The sequence below is a fragment of the Ferrovibrio sp. genome, from assembly GCF_017994015.1.
Taxonomy (GTDB): Bacteria; Pseudomonadota; Alphaproteobacteria; order Ferrovibrionales; family Ferrovibrionaceae; genus Ferrovibrio.
Window position 1 is genome coordinate 1 of record NZ_JAGOLP010000017.1, and the last position, 22,179, is coordinate 22,179.

Here is a 22,179-nt window from a genome sequence, read left to right on the forward strand (position 1 = left end):
GGCCTTGTTCGTCTCCGTTGGCGTTCCCAGTTCCCCGGTTTCCGCGTCCTTCTCTCTGCGGATCAGGCTGCTCTTGCCGTTGCCCCGGTCGGTGATCTGGAAGATGCGCCCGGCTGGTTTTGGCTGCGGAGCGGGCTGACATGGAATTTGCGCATGTGGCTGCGCACCGGTGCGCCCTGTTGCTGTGCCAGCGCCAGATGATCGATGGCATCGGCCCACAAGCGGTGCTGGCGCCCATCGGGCCATACCATCGGCTGCGGCCCATCAAGGCGGATGGCGGCGATATCGTCGCCGACAAAACCTGCACCGGCCTGGCAGAGTGCGGCGGCCAGGGTGGATTTACCGGCGCCGGTTGGTCCGCAGAGGGCGATGGCGCGGCCTTGCCAGGCCACCGTGGCGGCATGCAGGGCCAGCAGGCGCCGCTGATGCAGGATGGCGGCAAAGCCGGTAGACAGGATGAAGGGGGCAATATCGGCTTCACTGGCAGCGCCCTTCGGCTCCACCACGATCTCCCGGCCATCATCAGCCATCAGCCGCGCAATTCCCGGTATATCCAGGTAAAACCGCCGCCCGGTCAGGCGCCAGTTGGGACCGGTATAATCTGTAGGGGTCGGTTCGTCCGGGCAGTTTCCGAGCCGTATCACAACATCCGGCGGTGCCGTGGACGCAGCAATCGGCTGACCTCCGGGTAACGGAATACTTGTGGCCACCGACAGGCCACAGATCAGGTATTGCACCGGATTACGGGCCAGAAACGATTACGACCCGGTGCCTGGTGATGCTTCGGTGGAATGTTGATTTGGTTTGCCCTCGGTCAGGCTGTGGATGCTCTGGTCGCGGATCGCCGGCTTGGTCCAGGTTTTCAGCGCCGGCTTGCTCCAGGTCTTCTTGGTCGAGAGCTGTTCGTTATTGTCCATCTCGCCCATATCACATATCCCAAATTGTTGCCTGGTGCGGCCCCTATTGATTGTATACTGGTTGAATCCCATAAAAGTAAGAGACAAAACAGTCCAGGCCGGCTTTTTGACCCGGGCGGTTTGCTTTTTGCCGCCCCTTTGCCCATACTTGGCACGAATCTTGTTAGGTAATTCCACAGCCAGGATCGGCATGTCCAAATCCGCCAAGTTGCCGGCAGCGCGTCGCAAGGTCGCCGGCTCACGTTCTGTTGCCGCCAAGGCAGCGCCAGCCACGCGCAAATTGCCGGTGGGCGATATCGCCGTGGCGCGGCGCGTGTTGCTGACCGAGGCCAAGGGCCTGACCGTGATGGCGGCCGGGCTGAATGGCGATTTCAGCCGCGCGCTGGATGTGCTGGCCCGCGTTGGCGGCGAGGGCGGGCATGGCCGCGTCATCGTTTCCGGCATGGGCAAATCCGGCCATGTGGCGCGCAAGATCGCCGCCACCATGGCCTCCACCGGCACGCCGGCAATGTTTGTGCATCCGGGCGAGGCCAGCCATGGCGACCTGGGCATGGTGATGCCGGGCGATGCGCTGATCTGCCTGTCCAATTCCGGCGAGACCAAGGAACTGGCCGACCTGATCGCCCATGCCAAGCGTTTTGCCATTCCGCTGATCGGCATCACCGCCAAGGCGCGCTCGGCGCTGGGCCAGGCCAGCGATGTGGTGCTGGAATTGCCGCCGGTGGAAGAAGCCTGTTCCATCGGCATGGCGCCCACCACTTCCACCACCATGATGCTGGCGCTGGGCGATGCCCTGGCGGTGGCCCTGCTCGACCGCAAGGGTTTCACGCGCGAGGATTTCCACAATTTCCACCCCGGCGGCAAACTCGGCAGCCAGTTGGTGAAGGTGAAGAACCTGATGCATACCGGGCCAAGCCTGCCGCTGGTGCCGGTTGGCACCGGCATGGGCGAGGCGCTGGTGATGATGACTGGACGCAGCTTTGGCTGCATCGGCATTGTCGGCAAAAGCGGCCGCGACAAAGGCCGCCTGGTCGGCATTGTCACCGACGGCGATTTGCGGCGCCATATCGGCAACGACTTGCTGTCGCGCCAGGTGGAGCAGGTGATGACCAAGGCGCCGGCCGTGATCGGCCCCAACCTGCTGGCCGGCGAAGCGCTGCTGGAGATGAACAAGCGCCGCATCACGGCTTTTTTTGTGGTGGATGGCGGCAAGCCCATCGGCATCCTGCACATGCATGATTGCGTGCGCGCCGGATTGACCTGAGCCAGCCATGACCAGCGCCCCGCCACCGCCAGCCGATCCGCCAGGCGCTGCGCCGCAGGAAGGCATTGCTGCGCCGGAAGGCGGTGCGCCGCGCAGCAGGCTGGCGGCGGATTTTGCGCCGCGTGCGGCACAGGGCGGCGTTGGGCAATTGGGATCGCGGCGCCGCTTTGTGCGTTTCATGAAATTTGTGCTGCCGGTGGGCGCCGTGGCCCTGGTTGGCCTGATTGCGGCTTGGCCGCAATTATCCAAGCGCGACGGCCGTTTTGGTTTGACCTTCTCCAGCGTCAATACCGAGGAGATGGCGCTGGTGATGAACAACCCGCGCTATCGCGGCAGCGATAATCAGGGCCAGCCTTTTGTGATCACTGCCGACCGCGCTACCCAGGACCCGGACGATGCCAAGCAGGTGACACTGGATCGCGTGGCGGCTGATATTACGCTGAGTAGCGGCGCCTGGGTGTCGCTCAGCGCCAATAGCGGCCTGTTCAACAATGCGACGCAATTATTGACTCTGCATGGCGATATAAACGTGTATAGCGACCGTGGTTATGAATTCCATGGTATCAATGCGGAAGTGGACCTCACCACCGGGGTGATTGCCAGCGACGACAAGGTGTGGGGCCATGCCGCTTTGGGCAGTATCCGCGCCAACGGCATGCGGGTGTATGATCGCGGCAAGGCCATCGTGTTCATCAATGGCGTCAAGACCACGCTCTATCCGCGCGGCGCGGCGGGGTGAAGATCGGAATGATGATGATGCAGAGACATATCGCCCCCGCTCGGTTCACCATGGCATTCTGGCTTGCCCTGGCCGCCATGCTGTGGACCGGCACCGTGCTGGCCCAGGTCAATCTCGGCGCCCGGCGCGGCAGCAACACATCCAACCAGCCGATTGAAATTGCTGCCGATAACCTGGAAGTGTTGCAGGAACGCCAGCTTGCCATCTTTCGCGGTAATGTGGATGTGGCGCAGGGTGAGATGCGGCTCCGCGCCGATGAACTGCATGTGTTCTACCGCGATCGTAATGCCGGCCAGGCCCAGGCGGCACAGCCGCAGCGCCCGGCGGCACAGCGCCCGGCAGCGCCCGCCGTGCCATCGGCCGGCGGCCCGGATATGGGCGCGATCAGCCGTATTGAGGCCAAGGGCAAGGTGTTCATCTCCTCGGCCGATGAAAAGGCCCAGGGCGACTATGCTGATTACAATGTCGACAAGAAGGTGATTGTGCTGCAAGGCAATGTGGTGTTGACGCAGAAGGATAACGTGCTGCGTTGCGCCAAGGTGACAATGCAGCAGGATGTGGGCCGCACGGTCTGCGATCCATTGCCGGGACAACGTGTTATTGGCGTCTTCCGCCAGGGAGGCCAGTAATGTCGGTTGAGCAGCAATCGGAGCAGGCCGCTGCCGGTGGCCCGCGCCTGGTGGTGGAAAATCAGCATCCCGGCCTGGCAGCGCATCGCCTGGGCAAAAGTTTCAAAAAGCGCCCGGTATTGCGCGATGTGTCGCTGAGTGTGCAGCGCGGCGAGGCGGTTGGCCTGCTGGGGCCGAACGGCGCCGGCAAAACCACCTGCTTCTATATCATCACCGGGCTGATTTCCGCCGATCATGGCGCCATCACGCTGGATGGTGCCGAGATCACCGGCCTGCCGATGTATCGCCGCGCCCGCCTGGGCATGGGCTATCTGCCACAGGAAGCCTCGATCTTTCGCGGCCTCACGGTGGAGCAGAATATCCGCGCCGTGCTGGAACTGGTGGAAGCCGAGCATGACAAGCGCGAGGCGATGCTGGAGGATCTGCTGGCCGAATTCTCGATCAGTCATCTGCGCCGCACGCCGGCCTTGGCGCTTTCGGGCGGCGAGCGGCGGCGCTGCGAAATCGCCCGCGCCCTGGCGACACGGCCCAGCTTCATGCTGATGGACGAACCGCTGGCCGGCATCGATCCGATTGCAGTGGGCGAAATCCGCGAGCTGGTGTCGCATCTCAAACATCGCGGCATCGGTGTGCTGATCACCGATCATAACGTGCGCGAAACCCTGGATATCATCGACCGGGCCTACATCCTGCATGATGGCAAGGTGCTGATGGAGGGTTCGCCGAAGGAAATTGTTGCCGACGAGAATGTCCGCCGGGTTTATCTCGGCGAGCGTTTCTCATGGTGAGCTGACCGATGGCTATCGGTCCCAGATTGGAAATGCGCCAGGGCCAGTCCCTGGTGATGACGCCGCAATTGCAGCAGGCGATCAAACTTTTGCAATTGTCCAATCTCGAACTTACCGCCTATGTGGAGCAGGAGCTGGAGCGTAATCCGCTGCTGGAACGCCAGGATGGCGATGGCGGCCCGGATGATGGCCGCGATGCTTTCGACGTGGCCGAAACCGGCGGTGATGCCGTGCGGCTTGATCTTGAATCGGATACCTCCATCGCGCCGGCGCTGGAGGCGATGGATGTGATGCCGGAAGGCAACGACCGTGGCGCCGATGCTGCCGGCGAGGCGATGGGCGAGGGGCTGGGGCCAAACTCCGATTCCTACATCACCGGCCGCGGCGGCGATGCGCGTTTTGAGGATGGCGAAAGTTCGCTGGAACAGACGCTGTCGGAAAACCAGTCGCTGCGCAGCCATGTTGAGGATCAATGGCGGCTGATGCCGGCCAGCCCGGCCGAGCGGCTGATAGGCCAGGCGCTGATCGATTGCCTGGATGAAGCCGGCTATCTGGCCGAGCCTTTGCCGGAAATCGCCGAGCGACTGGGCGCGCCGGAAGCGGCGGTGGAAGCCGTATTGCTCAAGTTGCAGCAGATTGACCCGACCGGCTTGTTTGCCCGCAGCCTGAAAGAATGCCTGGCACTGCAATTGCGCGAGCGTGATCGCCTCGATCCGGCCATGCAATGCCTGCTCGATCATCTGGAAATGCTGGCGCGGCGCGATATTCCCGGCCTGCTCAAGCTGTGCGGTGTTGATCAGGAAGACCTGACCGACATGATCAAGGAAGTGCGCGCACTCAATCCCAAGCCGGGCCTGATGTTTGGCGGCGAGCCGGTGCAGACGCTGATCCCGGATGTGTTTGTGCGCCGCAGCCCCGATGGCGCCTGGCTGGTGGAGCTGAATAACGACACCTTGCCGCGTGTGCTGGTCAATTCACGCTATTATGCCAGCGTGGCGCGCGGCGGCGGCGCCAAGGACAAGGGCGCCGAGGCCAAGGAACGCGACAAGGCGGCCAAGACCTATCTGTCGGAATGCCTCAATTCGGCCAATTGGCTGGTCAAGTCGCTGGATCAGCGGGCGCAGACCATCCTCAAGGTGGCGAGCGAAATTGTGCGCCAGCAGGAAGCCTTCCTGCGCCTTGGTATCAACCATCTCAAGCCACTTAATCTCAAGGCGGTGGCCGAGGTGATTGAGATGCATGAAAGCACGGTCAGCCGGGTGACATCGAACAAGACCATGGCGACGCCGCGCGGTATTTTTGAGATGAAGTATTTCTTCACCGCCTCGATCAGCGCCACCGATGGTGGCGAAAGTTTCTCGGCCGAGGCGATCCGGCATCGCATCAAGGATCTGATCGATGCCGAGAGCGCGGATGATGTGCTGTCGGATGACAAGATCGTGGAAATTCTCGCCGGCAAGGGTGTGGACATTGCGCGCCGCACTGTGGCGAAATATCGAGAAGCGATGAATATTGCTTCCTCGGTGGAGCGGCGCCGGCTGAAGAAAGCCGGCTTGCTGCCTGTCGGCTAGTATTGGGGTGCGGCAATGTCTGAGATCGACAAGCTTTTTGACAATAACCGCGGCTGGGCGATCAGCAAACTGAATGCCGATCCGGGCTTTTTTGATCGCCTGTCGCATCAGCAGAATCCGGCCTATCTGTGGATCGGCTGCGCTGATAGCCGCGTGCCGGCCAATGAAATTGTCGGCCTCGATCCAGGCGAATTATTTGTGCATCGTAATGTTGCCAATCTGGTGCAGCCGGCCGACATGAACTGCCTGGCGGTTTTGCAATATGCCATCGAGTATCTCAAAGTGCGGCATATCATTGTCACCGGCCATTATGGCTGCGGCGGTGTGCGCGCTGCCCTGTATCAGGATCAGCTTGGCCTGATCGATCACTGGCTGCGTCCGATCCGCGATACGCGTGAGAAATTCGCGACTGAGCTCGACGCCATCATTGATGAATACAAACGCCTCAATGCGCTGTGCGAAATGAATGTGCGCGAGCAGGTGACGAACCTGGCCAAGACCACCATCGTGCAGAATGCCTGGGCCAAGGGGCAGTCATTGGCACTGCATGGCTGGGTCTATGGCATCTCGAACGGCCTGGTGCGTGATCTCGGTGTCACCATGACCGGGCCGGAAACATTGCCGCCGATTCACCGCACCCGCCTGCCGGAATAGGCATTGGCCCCTTGAAATGGCGCGATTGATAGCCACATCAAATACTTAGGTGTGGTTGACAGTACCCGGCCGCTTCTCTATGGTCCGCCCCCGCATGATCGGCCGTATGGCAAGGCGGGGCAATCGTGGTAAGATTGCATTGTAACTGGCCGGCGAATTGTGGATCATGCCGTAACCGAGCGAAATCGGAACGCGAGACACCATGAAAATCCTCATATCGGGTAAGCAAGTCGATCTTGGCGAAGCTCTGCGGAGCCACGTCGAGGAGAAGCTAAACGCCGCCGTGTCGAAGTACATGGAGAACGCCATCGAGGCCAATGTGGTGTTCAGCCGCGAAGGCTCCATGTTCCGCTGCAATTGCGCGGTGCATGTGGGCAGCGGCATCGACATGCAGGCCGACGCAGACGATGCGGAGATTTATGCCAGCTTCGACCAGGCGCTGGAGAAGCTGGAAAAGCAGGTGCGGCGAGATAAGCGCAAGCGCCGCAATCATCACGCCCGCAAGCCGGAAATTGACGCTGCCGATTGATCGGCGCGTCACGGCTATCGGCGGGTAAGCCGCGGAGGCAAATTTTTCATGGAAATAAGCGAGCTATTGAGCCCTGATGGCATCGTTGCCAATCTGAAGGCCAACAGCAAGAAGCAGGCTTTGCAGGAGCTGGCGGCGCGCGCTTCGCGTCTCACCGGCCTGCATGAGCGGCAAATTTTTGACACGCTGCTGGAACGTGAGCGACTCGGCACCACCGGGGTGGGCAATGGCATCGCCATTCCGCATGGCCGGCTGGCTGGCCTGCCCAAGCTGCACGGCCTGTTCGCCCGCGTTGAGCGGCCGATTGATTTCGATTCCATCGACGAGATGCCGGTGGACCTGGTGTTCCTGCTGCTGGCGCCGGAATCGGCTGGCGCGGATCATCTCAAGGCGCTGGCCCGCGTCTCGCGCCTGCTGCGCGACAAGGCGATCTGCGAAAAGCTGCGCGGCGCCGATAGCGCCGACGCCATGTATGCCCTGCTCACCGACACGCCGGCCAGCCACGCGGCTTGAGCTATAACGTAGCCGCGCGGCCTGCCGGGTGACAGCCTGTTTAATGCAGGCTGACCGGTTCCAGTTCATGCTGGCGCGCGGCGGCAAAGGCCAGGTCACGTTCCGGCGCGATGCCGATCTGCTGCCCGCTGGCTGAGAAGATGCCGTAAGCGGCAATCCCTTCCAGGGTCTGCACCGGGCGCACATAGGCCAGGACCGGCGCGCCGAGATTGGCGAAATCCTCAGGTGTCATCACAAAAGCGGTCGGCTTTTCCGCTGCCGGATTGTTGTTGCTGGGGGAGGCCATGATATTACTCCTTTACTGCTACTGTGAACTTAGCGGTCGACGCCAATCTGGCCGTCGTCGCTGCCGTCGCCGGCATTGATCTGAATCTGGCGCACCTGCGGCTGCGGCCGGGGCCGCAGCAATTCGATATGCAGCAGGCCATTGGCCAGATGCGCGCCGGTTACCTGGATGCCATCGGCCAGCACAAAGGCGCGCTGGAATTGCCGCGCCGCGATGCCGCGATGCAGGTAGAGGCGGTCCTTGTCGTCGGCCTGGCGGCCACGGATGACAAGCTGGTTATCCTCCAGCGTGATCGTCAGATCGCTCATGGCAAAGCCGGCCACCGCCAGCGTGATGCGCAGCCCGTCTTCGCCGGTTTGTTCGATGTTATACGGGGGATAGCCTTCGCCGCCGGATTTGGCGGCGCGTTCGATCATACGTTCCATATGATCGAAGCCCAGCAGAAGCGGGCTGGAAAATACTGAAACACGGGTCATGGCGCGGACTCCTTAAGCCTAAGCGAGTGCCTTGGCGGAGCCCGCAAGCGGCACTCCGTTGCAGCTTACATGGTGCCGCTGGGCTTGCGGTTCAAGCCCCATCCCGGCAGGATGGCGCATAAGCGAAAAAGCCAGGATGCAGAGGAGGATAGGGTGATGGGCGTCAATATTGTGGCCGTGATCGGCGCCGGCGCGATGGGGCGTGGCATTGCCCAGGTCGGCATCCAGGGCGGCATGCAGGTGTTGCTGTATGATGCCGCGCCGGGGGCTGCCGCCAAGGGCGCCGAGGCGATAGCGGCACAGCTTGATGCGCTGGTGGCGAAGCAGCGCCTGGGGGCTGGCGAAGCTGGCGCCGCCAAGGCGCAGTTGCGCGTTGTGGAAAGCCTGGAGGCTTTGCAAGACGCCGATCTGGTGGTGGAAGCGATCATCGAAAATCTGGAGATCAAGCAGGCGCTGTTCCAGCAGCTTGAAACCATCGTGCGGCCGGATTGCCTGCTGGCTTCCAACACCTCGTCACTGCGCATCGCCAGCATTGCGCGCGGCTGCCGTCAGCGCGAGCGCGTTGCGGGTTTGCATTTTTTCAATCCGGTGCCGCTGATGAAGCTGGTGGAGGTGATCCGCGCCCCGGCCACCTCGGATGCTGCCGTGGCGGCGCTGGTCAAGGTGGGCGAGCGCATGGGCCGCAGCCCGGTTGTGGTGCAGGACAGCCCGGGTTTCCTGGTCAATCTCGGTGGCCGCTGCTTCACCCAGGAAGGTCTGCGCATCGTTTCCGAAGGCGTTGCCACACCGGCCCAGGTGGATGCGGTGATGCGTGATTGCTGGGGCTTCCGCATGGGGCCGTTTGAATTGATGGACCTGACCGGCATCGATGTGAATTTCCCGGTCAGCCAGATCATTTCTGCCGGCTATTTCCAGGATCGCCGGCTGGCCACATCGCCGCTGCACCAGGCGATGATGGAAAGTGGCCAATGGGGCCGCAAGACGCGCCAGGGCTTCTATGCCTATGACGAAGCCGGCAAGGCCAATGTGCCATCGCCCGATGCGATGTCCGAATCAGCGCCGATCGACAAGGTGGCGCTGGCCGAGGATGACGACGCCCTGGCCGAATTGCTGCGCAAGATGGGTTTTGAAGTCTCGAATTTTGACGATGGCCAAAGTCCGATCCTGTGTGCCCTGCTGGGCGAGGATGTATCGAGCTATGCAGCACGGCGCGGCTTTGATCATCGCCGCCTGTTTGCGCTTGATCTCACCGGCCGGCTCGACAAGCGGCTGACGCTGATGCAGGCGCCCGGCGCGGTGTCGGCCTTGCGCGATGGCTTGGTGGCGCAGATCGCCAAAGCGGGCCGCAAGGTTTGTGCGATCAGCGACAGCCCGGGCTTTATCGGCCAGCGCATCGCCGCCATGGTGGCCAATCTGGGCTGCGAGATGGCGCAGATCCGTATTGCCGGCCCGGCCGATATCGACAAGGCGATGACACTGGGCCTGAATTATCCGCTCGGGCCGCTGGCGCTGGCCGATCATCTCGGCCCGGCTGTTGTGCACAGCATCCTGGGCCAGTTGCAGGCCATCACCGGCGACGACCGCTATCGCCCCAGCCTGTGGCTGCGCCGCCGCGCCCAGCTCGGGCTTTCAGCGCTGACAGAGGCTTGAAACAAATCGGCCAGCCCCGCGCAAGCAGGGCTGGCCGGGTGGCGGTTACTCTGCCGCAGCCTTGTTATCTACCGCTGGTTTCCAGCGCAAAACCGGCTTGCGTGCGGCCTGGGTTTCGTCCAGCCGGCGGCGCGGCGTGAGGCGCGGCGCACCCTGGAAATACTCGGTATTGCCGCCCGCCTTGGCGCGTTCGGCCAGGCCGCGCAGCACCAGGATGAAATGGTCCAGCGCGTCCTTGCTTTCGCTCTCGGTCGGCTCCACCAGCAGCGCGCCATGCACCACCAGGGGGAAATACACCGTCATCGGGTGATAACCCTCATCGATCAGCGCCTTGGCGAAATCCAGCGTGGTGATGCCGGTATCCTTCAGGAAGCTGTCGTCAAACAGCGCCTCATGCATGCAGGGGCCTTCGAAGGCCGGGCTCATCACATCGCCGCAGGTCGCCATCACATAATTCGCCGCCAGCACCGCATCCTCTGCCACGCGCTTGAGGCCGTCGCCGCCATGGCTCAGCATGTAGGCCAGGGCGCGGATGAACATGCCCATCTGGCCATGGAATGCCTTCATGCGGCCGAAACTGCGGCCGTTCATGTCTGTTTCCACCAGCCTGAAACCGCCCTGGGTCAGCATCACATAGGGCAGCGGCACAAAATCCTGCAACGCCGCCGACAGCACCACCGGGCCGGAACCCGGGCCGCCGCCGCCATGCGGGGTGGAGAATGTCTTGTGCAGGTTGATATGCATGGCGTCGATGCCCAGATCACCCGGCCGCACCTTGCCGACGATGGCGTTGAAATTGGCGCCGTCGCAATAGAAGAAACCGCCCACGCCATGGATCAGGTCGGCCACCTGCTTGATGTCGCGCTCAAACAGGCCGCAGGTATTCGGATTGGTCAGCATGATCGCCGCCACATCCGGGCCGAGCTTGGCCTTCAGCGCTTCCAGGTCAACGCGGCCATCGGCCGTGGCGGGGATCGGGTCCACTTCATAGCCGCACATCGCCGCCGTGGCCGGATTGGTGCCATGTGCCGATTCCGGCGCCAGGATGCGCTTGCGCGCATCGCCACGCGCAATCAGCGCGGCGCGGATCGCCATCAGGCCGCAGAGTTCGCCATGCGCGCCGGCTGCCGGGCTCATCGCCACGGCTGGCATGCCGGTCAGCACCTTGAGCCAGTCGGCCAGTTCGGCAATCAGTTGCAGCGCACCCTGCACGGTGCTGGTGGGCTGCAACGGATGCAGGTCGCCCAGGCCCTTGAAACGCGCCGCCTTCTCGTTGAGGCGCGGATTGTGTTTCATGGTGCAGGAGCCGAGCGGGAACACGCCCATATCGATGGCGTAATTCTTGCGGCTCAGGCGCACAAAATGCCGGATCACCTGCGGCTCGCTCAGGCCGGGCAGGCCGATGGCGCCTTTGCGGCGCAGGCCACCCAGGCGCGGTGTCACTTCGGGCGCTGCCGGCAGGTCAACGCCGCAGCGGCCTTCCTCGCCCTGTTCAAACAGCAGCGCTTCTTCATGATCCAGGCCACGATGACCGCCGATGGTGCCAAGCTGGCCGGTTTCAGTAACAGCATTCGGCGTGGTGGGGCGTCCCTGACGGTTCAGCATCACAGTACCTCCTCAAGCGCCGCCACCAGCGCATCCATATCCGCGTTGGTATTCATCTCGGTTGCCGCCAGCAGCAGCAGGTTTTCCGCTTCTGGCTCATCCGGCCACAGCCTGGAAGCCGGCACGCCGCCCAGGATGCCGCGGGCTGCCAGGGCTTCCACCACTTCCTTGGCTGGCTTGGGCAGCCGCAAGGTGAATTCGTTGAAGAAGGCATCATTCAGCAGCTTGGCGCCTTTCAGGCCGTCCAGTTTTTCGGCCAGTTGCACCGCCTTGCCATGGTTGATCTCGGCCAGCCGCACCAGCCCCACTTCGCCCAGCAGGCTGAGATGGATGGTGAAGGCCAGGGCGCAGAGGCCGGAATTGGTGCAGATATTGGAGGTCGCCTTCTCGCGCCGGATATGCTGTTCGCGGGCCGAAAGCGTCAGCACAAAGCCGCGCTTGCCATCCTGGTCCACGGTTTCGCCGCAGAGCCGGCCCGGCATCTGGCGCAGGAATTTCTCCTTGGCGGCAAACAGGCCGACATACGGCCCGCCAAAGCTGAGCGGCACGCCGATGCTCTGGCCTTCCGCCACCACGATATCGGCGCCCATTTCGCCCGGCGGCGTCAGCAGGCCGAGTGACACGACTTCGCTCACCGCCACCACCAGCAGCACACCCTTGGCCTGGCAGGCTTTGGAGAGGGCAGTGAGGTCACGCACATGGCCGAACAGCGATGGATTCTGCACCACCACACAGGCGGTGTCGCCATCGATCAGCGCGGTGAGGTCTTCATTGCCGTCCACATCCATAGGCGCGGCTGTGTAGGGCTGGTCGGTCTGGCGCATCAGCGTTTCAACCACATCGCGGTAATGCGGATGCAGGCCGCCCGACAGCACGGCCTTCTTGCGCTTGGTGACGCGCTGCGCCATCAGCACGGCTTCGCCGCAGGCGGTGGCGCCGTCATACAACGAGGCATTGGCCACATCCATGCCGGTGATCAGCGCCACCTGGGTCTGGAATTCAAACAGGTATTGCAGCGTGCCTTGGGCAATTTCCGGCTGGTAGGGCGTGTAGGAGGTGAGGAATTCGCTGCGCTGGATCAGATGGTCGGCCGCAGCCGGGATATGATGCCGGTAGGCGCCGGCGCCGAGGAAACACGGCGCATCGGCCGGCGAAAGGTTCTTCGCTGCCAGCGCCGCGATATGGCGCTCCACTTCCAGCTCGCCCTGATGCGGCGGCAGGTCGATCTCGGGATTAAGCGCCTCGGCCGGCACATCCTTGAACAAGGCATCAATGTCGCTGACACCGATAGCCGCCAGCATGGCGCGGCGGTCGGCCTCGGTCTGACCCAGATAACGCATGGAATAAACCTCAGAGCGTGGCGAGATAAGCGTCGTAGGCGGCCTGATCCATCAGCCCGTCCAGCTCGGCCGGGTTGGCAAGCTTCAGCCTGGCGAACCAGCCATCGGTCTGCGCCGCACGGTTGACCAGGGCCGGATCGTCGGCCAGCGCGGCATTGCCTTCCGTGACGGTGCCGGAAACCGGCGCGAAAACTTCGCTCGCCGCCTTCACCGATTCAACCACCGCCAGCTCGTCGCCGGCAGCCACGGCTTTGCCAGGTTCCGGCACTTCAACATAAACCACATCGCCAAGCTGGCTCTGGGCATAGTCGGAAATCCCGACCGTGCCGATATCGCCATCGACGCTGATCCATTCGTGGTCCTTGGTGTAGCGGATAACAGGCATGCTGGGTTCCTCAGGCTTTGGCGTAACGCTTGGTGATGAAGGGCAGGGTGACAATCTTGGCCGGCAGCGGCTTGCCGCGCACCAGCAGGGCAATGGCGGTGCCGGCCGTGGCATGGGCGGTTTCGACATAGCCCATTGCCACCGGGGCATCGACACTGGGGCCAAACCCGCCGGAGGTGACGATGCCGATCTTGCGGCCGGCGCTATCAAGAATCTCGGTGCCTTCGCGGGCCGGAGCGCGGCCTTCCGGCTGGATGCCGACACGTTTGCGCGCCACGCCCCCGGCCAGTTGCTGCTGCACGATTGCTGCGCCGGGATAGCCGCCCTCGGCGCGGCGGCGTTTGGAGATGGTCCAGGCCAGGCCGGCTTCAATCGGCGTGGTGCCGGTGTCGATGTCATGGCCATAGAGGCAGAGGCCGGCTTCCAGGCGTAAGCTGTCACGCGCGCCAAGGCCAATCGGTTTGACTTCCGGTTGCGCCAGCAGCCAGCGCGCAAAGGCTTCGGCTTCGCTGGCGGCCAGCGAGATTTCGCAGCCATCCTCGCCGGTATAGCCCGAGCGGGTGACAAAGCAGGCATGCGGGCCAAGCTGCATCTCGGCGCCCTGGCCGAATTGCAGCTCGCTCACTGCCGGGTTGAGCCGCGCCAGCACCGCCACCGCCTGCGGCCCCTGCAAGGCCAGCAGGGCGCGGTCGGCCAGGTATTCCACCTGGCAATCCGGCAGGCCGGCTTTCAGCAACGCAATATCCTGTTCCTTACAGGCCGCGTTCACGATCACGAACAGATCGTTGGCGCGTTTGTTCACCATCAGATCGTCCAGGATGCCGCCCTGATCGTTGGTGAAAACGGTGTAGCGCATGCGGCCGACTTCCAGCGCCACCAGATCGCCCGGCACCAGCCGTTCCAGCGATTTGGCCGGGTCGACTCCGGTGATGAGTACCTGACCCATATGAGAGACATCGAACAATCCTGCGGCGGTGCGGGTATGTTTATGCTCGGCCATGATGCCGGCAGGATACTGCACCGGCATCTCATAGCCGGCAAACGGCACCATCTTGCCGCCCAATTCCTTGTGCAGCGCGTTCAGCGGCGTGAATTTGAGATCTTCTGTTGGTGCGCCAGTGCTAGCCACGGTCCCTCGCGGATCAAGAGTCGACACAGCATCGGGCTTTCGCCCGTCTGCGCCCCCTCTGTCCGTGGACCTGAGAGATTCGCCGCCGCCGCCAGAGATCGGCGAGGTCGACTTACTCCGTCGGTGGGCAAGGTTTTCACCCGGCCGCTTTCCAGAGTTTCGCAAGTAACCCCACGGTCCTTTGGCCTGAGAGTTTCCGGGGCGGTTGCTCCTTCGGCGCATCGAACCCGAGCCTAAGCCCGGCTAATGCCTCTCCCGCAGGGGTGCTGCGAACGTTCCGAACATAGACGGCCCGGGGATGGTGTCAAACCCTTTCGCCCCCGCAGCATGAAAAGCCTGGGGAAAACCCCGGTTGACAGGGTTAACCGGGGCGCTACGCTGCTCGCACAAAACAAGTTGGCGGCACCGACTCGGCAACCGGGCGGTGCGGGAGGAAACAACAATGAATCCGTTTTTCATCGAACAGATGGCGATGTATTCCGCCTATCACCGCGACAGCCGCAACCGGGCGACGCATTTCATCGGCATCCCGGCGATTGTGTTCTCGCTGTTTGTGCCGCTGGCCTGGGTCGAGTTGGGCCAGGTGGCCGGCCTGCCGCTCACCCTGGCGGTGGTGGTGTGGGCGGTTACCGGGATGTTTTACCTCTGGCTGGATCGCCTGCTCGGCCTTGGCATGGTGATCCTCAGCCTGGGCCTGCTGGTTGCCGGCCATAACGTGGCGATGATGGGCAGCACCATCGGCTGGAGCGTGTTTGCCATTGCCTTTGTCGGCGGCTGGGTGTTCCAGCTTGTGGGGCATGTTTTTGAGGGCCGTCGCCCGGCTTTAGCCGATAATCTGCTGCAAGCCCTTATCGGCCCGATGTTCCTGGTGGCGGAAACCGCCTTTGCTGCCGGCCTCAAGCCTGAACTGCATCAGGCGGTGGAAGCGCGCTGGCAGCATTATTCCGTGGGTGCCGTGCAGGCGCGCACTGCTACCGCCAATTAGAGGTCAACATGAATCCGCGTTGGAAATGTCGGCCCGAAGGGTCGACCTGGGGCGATTTTGGCCCTGACGATCAACTTGGCCGGCTTAACCTGATCACTCCGGAGAAAACCCGCCAGGGTATTGCCGAGGTGCGCGAGGGTCTGCGCTTCTGCCTGTCGTTACCGCTGGAATATCCTGGCGGCAACCTGCTCAATCCGCGCCGTTATCCGCCGCAGCTCTTTGCCACTTCGCGCGGCGAGGTTGGCAATATGGTGCATCGCCTGTCAGCCTATGACGTGCGCCATAATGATGTGATCTGCGACGATCTGGCGTTGATCTATCTGCAATATTCCACGCAATGGGACAGCTTCGCCCATGCCGGGCAGATGTTTGATGCCGATGGCGATGGTGTGCCGGAACCGTGTTTCTACAATGGTTATCGCGGCGGCGCCGAGGTGCCGGAAGCGCTTGATCTGGGTGCTGCTGAACCGCGTGCGCTGCGTTTCGCCCAGCCCGGCGCCAAGGCTCTGGGGATCGAAACTTTTGCCCGCCATGGCATCCAGGGCCGCGCCGTGCTGGTCAATCTATTCGATGATGTGGGCGAAAAGCGCGACTGGGTGGGTTATGACCGGCTGATGCGGCTGATGCAGGCCCAGGGCGCCGAGATCGAGCCGGGCGACATGCTGTGTTTCTACACCGGCTTTGGCGACACGATCCTGAGCATGAACCGGCAGCCGGATCGCCAGCGGCTGGAAAATTCCAATGCCGTGATTGATGGCCGCGATGCCAAACTGTTGAACTGGATCAGCGATAGCGGCGTGGCGGCGCTGATTGCCGATAATTACGCCGTGGAAGGATTACCGGCGCGCGATGGTGGGTCCGACCAGCATGCCGCCTTGCCGCTGCATGAACATTGCCTGTTCAAGCTTGGCGTGCCGCTGGGCGAAATCTGGTATCTCTCCGAACTGGCGGCCTGGCTGAAAGCCAATCGCCGCAGCCGTTTTCTGCTCACTGCGCCGCCGTTGCGACTTACCGGTGCAGTGGGGTCGCCGGTCACACCGATAGCAACCGTGTGAGCAGAATATCACGCGATATTGTTCGTATTCTAACATTCAATCGCTAGGGGATTTTGCGCCCGCTCACTAGCATTTGCCATAGCGGCAGATGAGGGAGACGCGCATGGCCTGGTTCCGCAATCTCAGCCTTTTGAGCAAATTGCTCAGTGTGGTGGCGATATTGATCGGCACTGCCGCCTTCATGGGTTTTGAAGGTGTTCAAGGCCTGCGCATGATGGAGCAATCCGTGATGCGGATCGATGCCGCCTCGATGCGGCTGGAACATGCCGGGCGTGGCACCGCCAATCTGGTGCAATTCGTGCGTATGGCCGAAGCCATGACCCGGCCTTTGGAGCCGGCTTTGCGCGAGCGCGTGGCAGCGGTGGCGGCCGACGAAATGAAACGTTTCCAGAGCCGCATGGAGCGATTGCAGCCGCTGCTGGATACCGACGAGGATTTTCTCGATTTCCAGGCCATGCAGGCGGCCATCAATGCCTATAACTCGGCCTATCGCCAGGCCCAGGCCGATGCGATGAAAGGCGATTACGCCGCAGCGGAAAAAGCCATCGTGGCGATTGCCGGTGAATTCAATACGGCGCGGCAGAAACTGCGCAATATCGAGGACCGCTATACAAAACAGCTGGATCAGGAGCAGAAAGGGGCCATTGCAGCGGCACGCGAAACCAGCCAGCAACTGATCCTGATTGCAGTTTTTGGCTGTCTTGCCGGCCTGGCGCTGGCACTGGCCATTCTTCTTCTGGGGGTGACGCGGCCCTTGCTGCGCATGATCGAGGCGATGCAGCATCTGGCTGCTGGCCGGCTGGATGCCACGGTGCCGGAATTGCGCCAGACCGACGAGATCGGCCGTATCGGCTCGGCCTTGGCGGTGTTCAAGCGCAACGCAGTGGAGAAGCAGCGTGTTGAGGCTGAGATCGAAGCGCAGCGGCAAGTGGCAGAGCAGCAGCGGGCAGCGCGTGAGGCGCGCGAGCGCCAGGCCGCCGCCGAAGTGGCCGAGCTATGCCGCCGCATCACGGCCGGCGATCTTTCAACACGGCTCGATGAAAGCGACAAGGAGGGATTCCTGCTGGTGCTGAGCCAGGAACTGAACCGCCTGTCCGGCACACTTGGCACCGTCACCGGTGGCTTGGCCAGCGTGATGCAGGTGATGGCGCAGGGCGATCTGACACGCCAGGTGGAGGGCGATTATCAGGGCGTATTTGCCACGTTGAAACAAAGCGCCAATAGCATGGCGGCGCGGTTACGCGATTTTGCCGGCCGGCTGCTCACCACGGCGGAGGCTGTGCATGGCGCTTCGGCGGAAATTTCCACCGGCAGCCAGGATCTGGCCGGCCGCACCGAAAGCCAGGCTGCCAGTATCGAAGAGACTGCCGCTTCGATGCACGAGATTACCGCCACAGTGCGGCAGAATGCCGATAATGCGCAGATGGCGAGCCAGCTTTCGCAGGCAGCCAGCGATACGGCCCAGGCCGGCGGCCGCATCACCGCTGATGCAGTGCAGGCCGTGACGCGGATTGAGGAAAGTGCGCGGCGGATTTCCGATATTGTGGCGCTGATTGATGAGATTGCCTTCCAGACGAATCTCTTGGCCCTGAATGCCAGCGTGGAAGCGGCCCGCGCAGGCGAAGCTGGCAAGGGCTTTGCGGTTGTGGCGCAGGAAGTGCGCGCCCTGGCGCAGCGCAGCGCCAATGCGTCCAAGGATATCAAGGCGCTGATTTCCGAATCGAACAGTCAGGTCAAGGCCGGCGCCGGGCTGGTCAACCGCGCTGGCCAATCGCTGGTGGAGATTGTCGCGGCGATAAAGAAAGTGTCGGATATCGTGGCTGAGATTGCCGCAGCCAGCCGCGAGCAGACCACCGGTCTGGATCAGATCAACACCGCCGTAGCCAGTATGGATGAGATGACCCAGCGCAATGCGGCGCTGGTGGAGGAAACCACGGCCGCGGCGCAATCACTTGCCACCCAGGCCGGCGAATTGGCCAATCTGGTCCGCTTCTTCAAAACCTGAACCACATCCCGTATCCTTTCGTCTGTAAACAACGAAAGGACAAGGGATGAACGGGGCGGAAAGTCTGGTGCGGACACTGGTGGCGAGCGATGTGGATATCTGCTTCGCCAATCCCGGCACGTCGGAAATGCATTTTGTCGCCGCGCTGGATCATGTGCCGGGCATCCGCTGTGTGCTTGGCCTAGCCGAAGGCGTGGTCACCGGCGCCGCCGATGGTTATGCCCGCATTGCCGGCAAGCCTGCCGCCACGCTGTTGCATCTTGGCCCCGGCCTGGCCAATGGCCTGTCCAATATCCACAATGCGCGCAAGGCCAATTCGCCGATGGTCAATGTGATCGGTGAACATGCCACTTATCATCTGCAATATGACGCACCGCTGACCGCCGATATCGAAGGTCTGGCGCGGCCGCTATCGCATTGGATCGGCTATGCCCGTTCGGCCGGCGACGTGGCGCGGCTCGGCGCCGAAGCGGTGGCGGCGGCGCGCAGCAATGCCGGCCAGATTGCCGCGCTGATCCTGCCGGCTGATACTGCCTGGGATGCCGCGCCGGCCGGTGCTGCGGCCAGAATCGAACCGCCCGCGCGGCCCAAGGTGGATGAAGCAGCGATCCGTGCCGGTGCGGCGGCGCTTAAGCGTGGCGGTGCCAATGCCATGCTGCTGCTCGGCGGCGCGGCGCTGTATGGCCGTGCGCTGCGCCTTGCGGGTCGTATCCAGGCTGCCACCGGCTGCCGGCTTTCCGGCCAGGGCGCCAATGCGCGGATTGAGCGCGGGCCAGACCTGCCGGATGTGGGCCGCATTCCGTTTGTGGTCGATCAGGCGGTGGCCTATCTCAAGCCGGTGGCTGAACTGGTGTTGCTCGGCGCGCGCAATCCGGTGGCCTTCTTTGCCTATCCGGGCAAGCCCAGCCTGCTGGCGGCGGCCGATTGCACCCTTACTGAAGTGGCGGTCATCGAGGCCGATCTGGAGGATGCGCTGGAGCGCCTGGCCGATGCCCTGGCGGCGCCCAAGGACTTCACATTGCCGCCCAAGCCTGCCCTGCCGGCGATGCCAAGCGGCGGCGTGACACTGGATGGCATTGCCGCCGTGGTTGCGCGGCTGCTGCCGGACAACGCCATCCTGGCCGATGAATCGGTCACCTCCGGGCGTGGCATTTTCGGCGCCCTGGCTGGCGGTGTGCGGCATGACTGGCTGCAAAATATGGGCGGTTCCATCGGCTATTCGATGCCGGTGGCGGTGGGCGCCGCGCTGGCGGCGCCGGATCGCAAGGTGGTGTCGCTGACCGGCGATGGCAGCGCGTTTTACACCTTGCAGGCGCTGTGGAGCATGGCGCGGGAAAATCTCAACATCACCGCCGTGGTGTTTGCCAACCGGCGCTACGCCATCCTGCGCAATGAATTATCGAATGTCGGCGCCGCCAATCCGGGGCCGCGCGCCATCGATATGCTGACACTGGATCGGCCCAACCCGGATTGGGTCAAGCTGGCGGAAGGCCATGGTGTGGCGGCAGAGCGGGCGGTGGACCTGGATGGTTTTGCCGCCGCGCTTGGCCGCGCTCTTGCCGAGCGCGGCCCCAGGCTGATCGAGCTGGTTTTCTAGGCGACTTTGAGTGCCTGCAACACCGGCAGGCGGCGCAGGAACAGCTTGGCATCTTCCAGCAATTGGGCGACGTTTTCATTTTCGCCCTGCAAGGTCTTGCCATCCTTCACCACGCGCTGGCCGATGGCGGTCATCATGCCCCAGGCGGCCTTGGCCAGCGAGGTGGCATCCGGGGTTTTATTGCCCTTGGCTTCGTTGATGGCGGCCACAAACATCTGTTGCAGGCGCGGCATGCTGACCCCCGCGCCGATCACCGGCGAGGCCAGGCAGAGCACTTCGCTATGCTCCTTCGCCCGGGCCAGCAAGGCGGCATTGAAGCGCGCCGCTGCCGGTGTCATAGCGGCTTCCTCCTCGGCGCTGACTGCCGCAGAGGCATGGCCGGCGCCGATCAGCACGGTGACGGCCTGGATGATCTGCATTGGATTGACATTCTTGGCCGCCAGCACCGGCACCAGTTCGGCCAGCGTTTTGGCGCGGTAGTTTTCCGCTGCCAAAGCCTCGATCATCGGCGTGTAGACGCCTGGGCTGAGATTGACCTCGCCCACCGGCGCGGTCAGTTTCAGCGGGATGTCGTCGGCCGGGCTGATCAGGGCGATGCGGCTCTGCATCAGCAGGTTGGTGCGTTCCGGGGCGCTCATGGTGCGCGGGCCGCGCACAAAGATGTCGCGCCGGAACATCTGGTTCACCACATAGTCGCGGGTGCTTTCGCGCAGCAGCGGATGGGTGATGCCGGCCAGCATGTTGCGCGCCGCATCGCTCATATTGATATTGTCGATATGGTCGAGCAGGTTGGCCGAGGCTGCCAGGCTGAGTTTGGCGGCTTCCAGCTGCTGCGCAGCTTCGGCGAAATACATCGGCCGCCAATCGGCGTTGAAATACTCATGCGCCAGATAATTGACCGGCTTGTCCTTGAGGCCCTTGAGCCGCTCGCGGGCGCCGGAAACCTGCCGGAAATAGCCGGCGCCGGCGGTATCCACCGCCTCGCCGAAAGCAATCGCATTCTGGATGCGCTTCTGGATGCCCTGGTCGCCGCTGCCGGCCATATCCTCGTGCATCTTCATCAATTCGCGGATCGGCATCATTGCCGACCAGCCCGGCAGGGTGTTGTACGACATATACACAACACCGCCGACTGCCAGATGTTTGCGCATGATCTCGACAATGGCGGCGCGGTTGGTATCTGACACCCAGCTCCAGATGCCATGCAGCACAATAACGTCGAATTTCGGCAGGTCGTTGCGCTCGGCCAGTTCGGCAAAGCCGGCATCCAGCAGGGTGGCGCCGTTGCCGCCGGCCAGGGCCAGTGCCTGGGCGCCGGCAGCCTGACTCGGATTGAAATCTGTGCCCCAGAAATTGCCCTGGTTGGTGGCGGCATGCATGTTCACCGACACACCCTGGCCAAAGCCCAGTTCCAGGTAGTTCACCGGGCCGGGTGCTGGCGGCGCGATTCCACGCAGCAGCAGGGCGAGTCGCAGATGCGCCGGGGCCAATTCACGATAATAGCCATAGGTATAGTCGATTTCCGCTACATATCCGGCGGTCCAGTTCGGCTGCACGGGTCTCTCCTGGTAAAAATGTTTCGGTGCCATTAATAGCAGAAAAGCTCTCTGAATTCTTAATTACCGGGTATTTTCTGGTTATCCTGGCCCTGGGAAAAGCGGCTTTTTCGCCAATGGTAGGGGCGGTAACAGGGCCGTTGACAGGGGCAAGGTGGCTTTGTATGGTCCGCCCGCTTTTCCGCGCCGGGGCGGTTCGCCGCGTCGGCTTTTTCATTGCCCGCTCTGGGTTTCGGTGCATCGGCACTGGCGCCTGGGGATAGAGATCAAGGTTCGTGTCATGAAGGTCATCAATTCGCTCAAGTCGGCCAAGACCCGCCATCGCGATTGCCGCGTGGTGCGCCGCAAGGGCCGCGTCTATGTGATCAACAAGACCAATCCGCGCTTCAAGGCCCGCCAGGGCTAAAAGCCAGCTGGGTTAATAACCGGCTGGGCTAATAGCCGGGCGCCCGACTTCGGTCGGGCTGGTGCTGCCATTAACGGCCTGGGCGACTCCGTCGCCCGGG

The 22,179-nt window shown here is 62.8% G+C and carries 23 protein-coding genes and 1 riboswitch; of the genes, 14 read left to right on the forward strand and 9 right to left on the reverse strand.

All coding sequences use genetic code 11. The annotated features are described in order from the left end of the window. Positions 1-62 precede the first annotated feature (62 nt). On the reverse strand, positions 63-530 hold the full coding sequence (locus KBB36_RS10660) for an AAA family ATPase (RefSeq protein ID WP_290980028.1): 468 nt from the start codon (positions 528-530) through the stop codon (positions 63-65). Positions 531-758: 228 nt separating this feature from the next. Then, a complete protein-coding gene (locus KBB36_RS10665) occupies positions 759-1,109 on the reverse strand; it encodes a hypothetical protein (protein ID WP_290980031.1) in 351 nt (116 codons plus the stop codon). Between KBB36_RS10665 and KBB36_RS10670 the strand changes: the two genes are divergently transcribed. The 8 genes from KBB36_RS10670 (at position 1,108) to ptsN (ending at position 7,604) form a co-directional block, all read left to right on the forward strand. Beyond that, positions 1,108-2,181, forward strand: coding sequence for a KpsF/GutQ family sugar-phosphate isomerase (locus KBB36_RS10670; protein ID WP_290980034.1), 1,074 nt, complete (start codon positions 1,108-1,110; stop codon positions 2,179-2,181). The genes KBB36_RS10665 and KBB36_RS10670 overlap by 2 nt on opposite strands. A 7-nt stretch (positions 2,182-2,188) precedes the next feature. Further along, on the forward strand, positions 2,189-2,920 hold the full coding sequence (gene lptC / locus KBB36_RS10675; protein ID WP_290980037.1) for an LPS export ABC transporter periplasmic protein LptC: 732 nt from the start codon (positions 2,189-2,191) through the stop codon (positions 2,918-2,920). A 50-nt stretch (positions 2,921-2,970) separates the two neighbouring features. After that, positions 2,971-3,549 (forward strand): LptA/OstA family protein, encoded by a 579-nt coding sequence (locus KBB36_RS10680; protein WP_290980040.1) that lies wholly within the window; start codon positions 2,971-2,973, stop codon positions 3,547-3,549. After that, entirely contained in the window at positions 3,549-4,337 is a 789-nt protein-coding gene (lptB, locus tag KBB36_RS10685) for an LPS export ABC transporter ATP-binding protein (RefSeq protein ID WP_290980043.1), read from the forward strand. Before KBB36_RS10680 ends, lptB begins: the two co-directional genes overlap by 1 nt. Before the next feature lie 8 nt (positions 4,338-4,345). Continuing rightward, positions 4,346-5,908, forward strand: a complete 1,563-nt coding sequence (gene rpoN / locus KBB36_RS10690; protein WP_290980046.1) for an RNA polymerase factor sigma-54 — start codon at positions 4,346-4,348, stop codon at positions 5,906-5,908. Positions 5,909-5,923: 15 nt separating this feature from the next. Continuing rightward, positions 5,924-6,562, forward strand: coding sequence for a carbonate dehydratase (gene can, locus KBB36_RS10695; RefSeq protein ID WP_290980049.1), 639 nt, complete (start codon positions 5,924-5,926; stop codon positions 6,560-6,562). A 202-nt stretch (positions 6,563-6,764) separates the two neighbouring features. After that, positions 6,765-7,091: a ribosome-associated translation inhibitor RaiA gene (raiA, locus tag KBB36_RS10700; RefSeq protein ID WP_290980052.1), complete on the forward strand. Its 327-nt coding sequence runs from the start codon at positions 6,765-6,767 to the stop codon at positions 7,089-7,091. A gap of 48 nt (positions 7,092-7,139) precedes the next feature. Continuing rightward, the gene (gene ptsN / locus KBB36_RS10705) at positions 7,140-7,604 is read left to right on the forward strand and encodes a PTS IIA-like nitrogen regulatory protein PtsN (RefSeq protein WP_290980055.1); all 465 of its coding nucleotides are present in this window, start codon (positions 7,140-7,142) and stop codon (positions 7,602-7,604) included. Positions 7,605-7,644: 40 nt separating this feature from the next. Here ptsN and KBB36_RS10710 read toward each other — a convergent pair whose 3' ends face one another. Both KBB36_RS10710 and KBB36_RS10715 read right to left on the reverse strand, forming a co-directional pair. Next, complete coding sequence (locus KBB36_RS10710) at positions 7,645-7,890, reverse strand: DUF1150 family protein (RefSeq protein WP_290980058.1); 246 nt, start codon at positions 7,888-7,890, stop codon at positions 7,645-7,647. Between the two features lie 29 nt (positions 7,891-7,919). Next, positions 7,920-8,366, reverse strand: a complete 447-nt coding sequence (locus KBB36_RS10715; protein ID WP_290980061.1) for an Hsp20 family protein — start codon at positions 8,364-8,366, stop codon at positions 7,920-7,922. Between the two features lie 156 nt (positions 8,367-8,522). Between KBB36_RS10715 and KBB36_RS10720 the strand changes: the two genes are divergently transcribed. Beyond that, positions 8,523-10,016, forward strand: a complete 1,494-nt coding sequence (locus tag KBB36_RS10720; RefSeq protein WP_290980064.1) for a 3-hydroxyacyl-CoA dehydrogenase — start codon at positions 8,523-8,525, stop codon at positions 10,014-10,016. A 45-nt stretch (positions 10,017-10,061) separates the two neighbouring features. Here KBB36_RS10720 and gcvPB read toward each other — a convergent pair whose 3' ends face one another. The 4 genes from gcvPB to gcvT are packed head-to-tail and all read right to left on the reverse strand — an operon-like array spanning position 10,062 to position 14,475. Next, on the reverse strand, positions 10,062-11,621 hold the full coding sequence (gcvPB, locus tag KBB36_RS10725; RefSeq protein WP_290980067.1) for an aminomethyl-transferring glycine dehydrogenase subunit GcvPB: 1,560 nt from the start codon (positions 11,619-11,621) through the stop codon (positions 10,062-10,064). Next, positions 11,621-12,961, reverse strand: coding sequence for an aminomethyl-transferring glycine dehydrogenase subunit GcvPA (gene gcvPA / locus KBB36_RS10730; protein WP_290980069.1), 1,341 nt, complete (start codon positions 12,959-12,961; stop codon positions 11,621-11,623). Before gcvPA ends, gcvPB begins: the two co-directional genes overlap by 1 nt. Positions 12,962-12,971: 10 nt before the next feature. Further along, positions 12,972-13,346 (reverse strand): glycine cleavage system protein GcvH, encoded by a 375-nt coding sequence (gene gcvH / locus KBB36_RS10735; RefSeq protein ID WP_290980071.1) that lies wholly within the window; start codon positions 13,344-13,346, stop codon positions 12,972-12,974. A 10-nt stretch (positions 13,347-13,356) separates the two neighbouring features. Next, positions 13,357-14,475, reverse strand: coding sequence for a glycine cleavage system aminomethyltransferase GcvT (gcvT, locus tag KBB36_RS10740; protein WP_290980074.1), 1,119 nt, complete (start codon positions 14,473-14,475; stop codon positions 13,357-13,359). A 164-nt stretch (positions 14,476-14,639) separates the two neighbouring features. Continuing rightward, positions 14,640-14,743: riboswitch (glycine riboswitch) on the reverse strand. Positions 14,744-14,917: 174 nt separating this feature from the next. Here gcvT and KBB36_RS10745 point away from each other — a divergent pair. The 4 genes from KBB36_RS10745 to KBB36_RS10760 all read left to right on the forward strand — a co-directional run bounded on the left by KBB36_RS10745 (position 14,918) and on the right by KBB36_RS10760 (position 20,117). Beyond that, on the forward strand, positions 14,918-15,460 hold the full coding sequence (locus KBB36_RS10745) for an Mpo1-like protein (protein ID WP_290980077.1): 543 nt from the start codon (positions 14,918-14,920) through the stop codon (positions 15,458-15,460). 8 nt (positions 15,461-15,468) lie between these two features. Further along, positions 15,469-16,515, forward strand: coding sequence for a cyclase family protein (locus tag KBB36_RS10750; RefSeq protein ID WP_290980080.1), 1,047 nt, complete (start codon positions 15,469-15,471; stop codon positions 16,513-16,515). Between the two features lie 103 nt (positions 16,516-16,618). Beyond that, positions 16,619-18,520, forward strand: a complete 1,902-nt coding sequence (locus KBB36_RS10755; RefSeq protein ID WP_290980083.1) for a methyl-accepting chemotaxis protein — start codon at positions 16,619-16,621, stop codon at positions 18,518-18,520. A gap of 46 nt (positions 18,521-18,566) precedes the next feature. Further along, on the forward strand, positions 18,567-20,117 hold the full coding sequence (locus tag KBB36_RS10760) for an acetolactate synthase large subunit (protein WP_290980086.1): 1,551 nt from the start codon (positions 18,567-18,569) through the stop codon (positions 20,115-20,117). On the opposite strand, the gene KBB36_RS10765 is transcribed toward KBB36_RS10760, so the two are convergent. Continuing rightward, positions 20,114-21,673, reverse strand: coding sequence for a class I SAM-dependent methyltransferase (locus KBB36_RS10765; protein ID WP_290980089.1), 1,560 nt, complete (start codon positions 21,671-21,673; stop codon positions 20,114-20,116). The genes KBB36_RS10760 and KBB36_RS10765 overlap by 4 nt on opposite strands. Positions 21,674-21,953: 280 nt before the next feature. On the opposite strand from KBB36_RS10765, the gene ykgO reads away from it, so the two are divergent. After that, positions 21,954-22,079, forward strand: a complete 126-nt coding sequence (gene ykgO, locus KBB36_RS10770; protein ID WP_290980092.1) for a type B 50S ribosomal protein L36 — start codon at positions 21,954-21,956, stop codon at positions 22,077-22,079. Positions 22,080-22,179: the final 100 nt, after the last annotated feature.

Coding starts and splice junctions, on each gene's coding strand:
- KBB36_RS10660 (WP_290980028.1), bottom strand. CDS start 530: ATGGCTGATGATGGCCGGGAGATCGTGGTGGAGCCGAAGGGCGCTGCC.
- KBB36_RS10670 (WP_290980034.1), top strand. CDS start 1,108: ATGTCCAAATCCGCCAAGTTGCCGGCAGCGCGTCGCAAGGTCGCCGGC.
- KBB36_RS10665 (WP_290980031.1), bottom strand. CDS start 1,109: ATGCCGATCCTGGCTGTGGAATTACCTAACAAGATTCGTGCCAAGTAT.
- lptC (WP_290980037.1), top strand. CDS start 2,189: ATGACCAGCGCCCCGCCACCGCCAGCCGATCCGCCAGGCGCTGCGCCG.
- KBB36_RS10680 (WP_290980040.1), top strand. CDS start 2,971: ATGGCATTCTGGCTTGCCCTGGCCGCCATGCTGTGGACCGGCACCGTG.
- lptB (WP_290980043.1), top strand. CDS start 3,549: ATGTCGGTTGAGCAGCAATCGGAGCAGGCCGCTGCCGGTGGCCCGCGC.
- rpoN (WP_290980046.1), top strand. CDS start 4,346: ATGGCTATCGGTCCCAGATTGGAAATGCGCCAGGGCCAGTCCCTGGTG.
- can (WP_290980049.1), top strand. CDS start 5,924: ATGTCTGAGATCGACAAGCTTTTTGACAATAACCGCGGCTGGGCGATC.
- raiA (WP_290980052.1), top strand. CDS start 6,765: ATGAAAATCCTCATATCGGGTAAGCAAGTCGATCTTGGCGAAGCTCTG.
- ptsN (WP_290980055.1), top strand. CDS start 7,140: ATGGAAATAAGCGAGCTATTGAGCCCTGATGGCATCGTTGCCAATCTG.
- KBB36_RS10710 (WP_290980058.1), bottom strand. CDS start 7,890: ATGGCCTCCCCCAGCAACAACAATCCGGCAGCGGAAAAGCCGACCGCT.
- KBB36_RS10715 (WP_290980061.1), bottom strand. CDS start 8,366: ATGACCCGTGTTTCAGTATTTTCCAGCCCGCTTCTGCTGGGCTTCGAT.
- KBB36_RS10720 (WP_290980064.1), top strand. CDS start 8,523: ATGGGCGTCAATATTGTGGCCGTGATCGGCGCCGGCGCGATGGGGCGT.
- gcvPB (WP_290980067.1), bottom strand. CDS start 11,621: ATGCTGAACCGTCAGGGACGCCCCACCACGCCGAATGCTGTTACTGAA.
- gcvPA (WP_290980069.1), bottom strand. CDS start 12,961: ATGCGTTATCTGGGTCAGACCGAGGCCGACCGCCGCGCCATGCTGGCG.
- gcvH (WP_290980071.1), bottom strand. CDS start 13,346: ATGCCTGTTATCCGCTACACCAAGGACCACGAATGGATCAGCGTCGAT.
- KBB36_RS10745 (WP_290980077.1), top strand. CDS start 14,918: ATGAATCCGTTTTTCATCGAACAGATGGCGATGTATTCCGCCTATCAC.
- KBB36_RS10750 (WP_290980080.1), top strand. CDS start 15,469: ATGAATCCGCGTTGGAAATGTCGGCCCGAAGGGTCGACCTGGGGCGAT.
- KBB36_RS10755 (WP_290980083.1), top strand. CDS start 16,619: ATGGCCTGGTTCCGCAATCTCAGCCTTTTGAGCAAATTGCTCAGTGTG.
- KBB36_RS10760 (WP_290980086.1), top strand. CDS start 18,567: ATGAACGGGGCGGAAAGTCTGGTGCGGACACTGGTGGCGAGCGATGTG.
- ykgO (WP_290980092.1), top strand. CDS start 21,954: ATGAAGGTCATCAATTCGCTCAAGTCGGCCAAGACCCGCCATCGCGAT.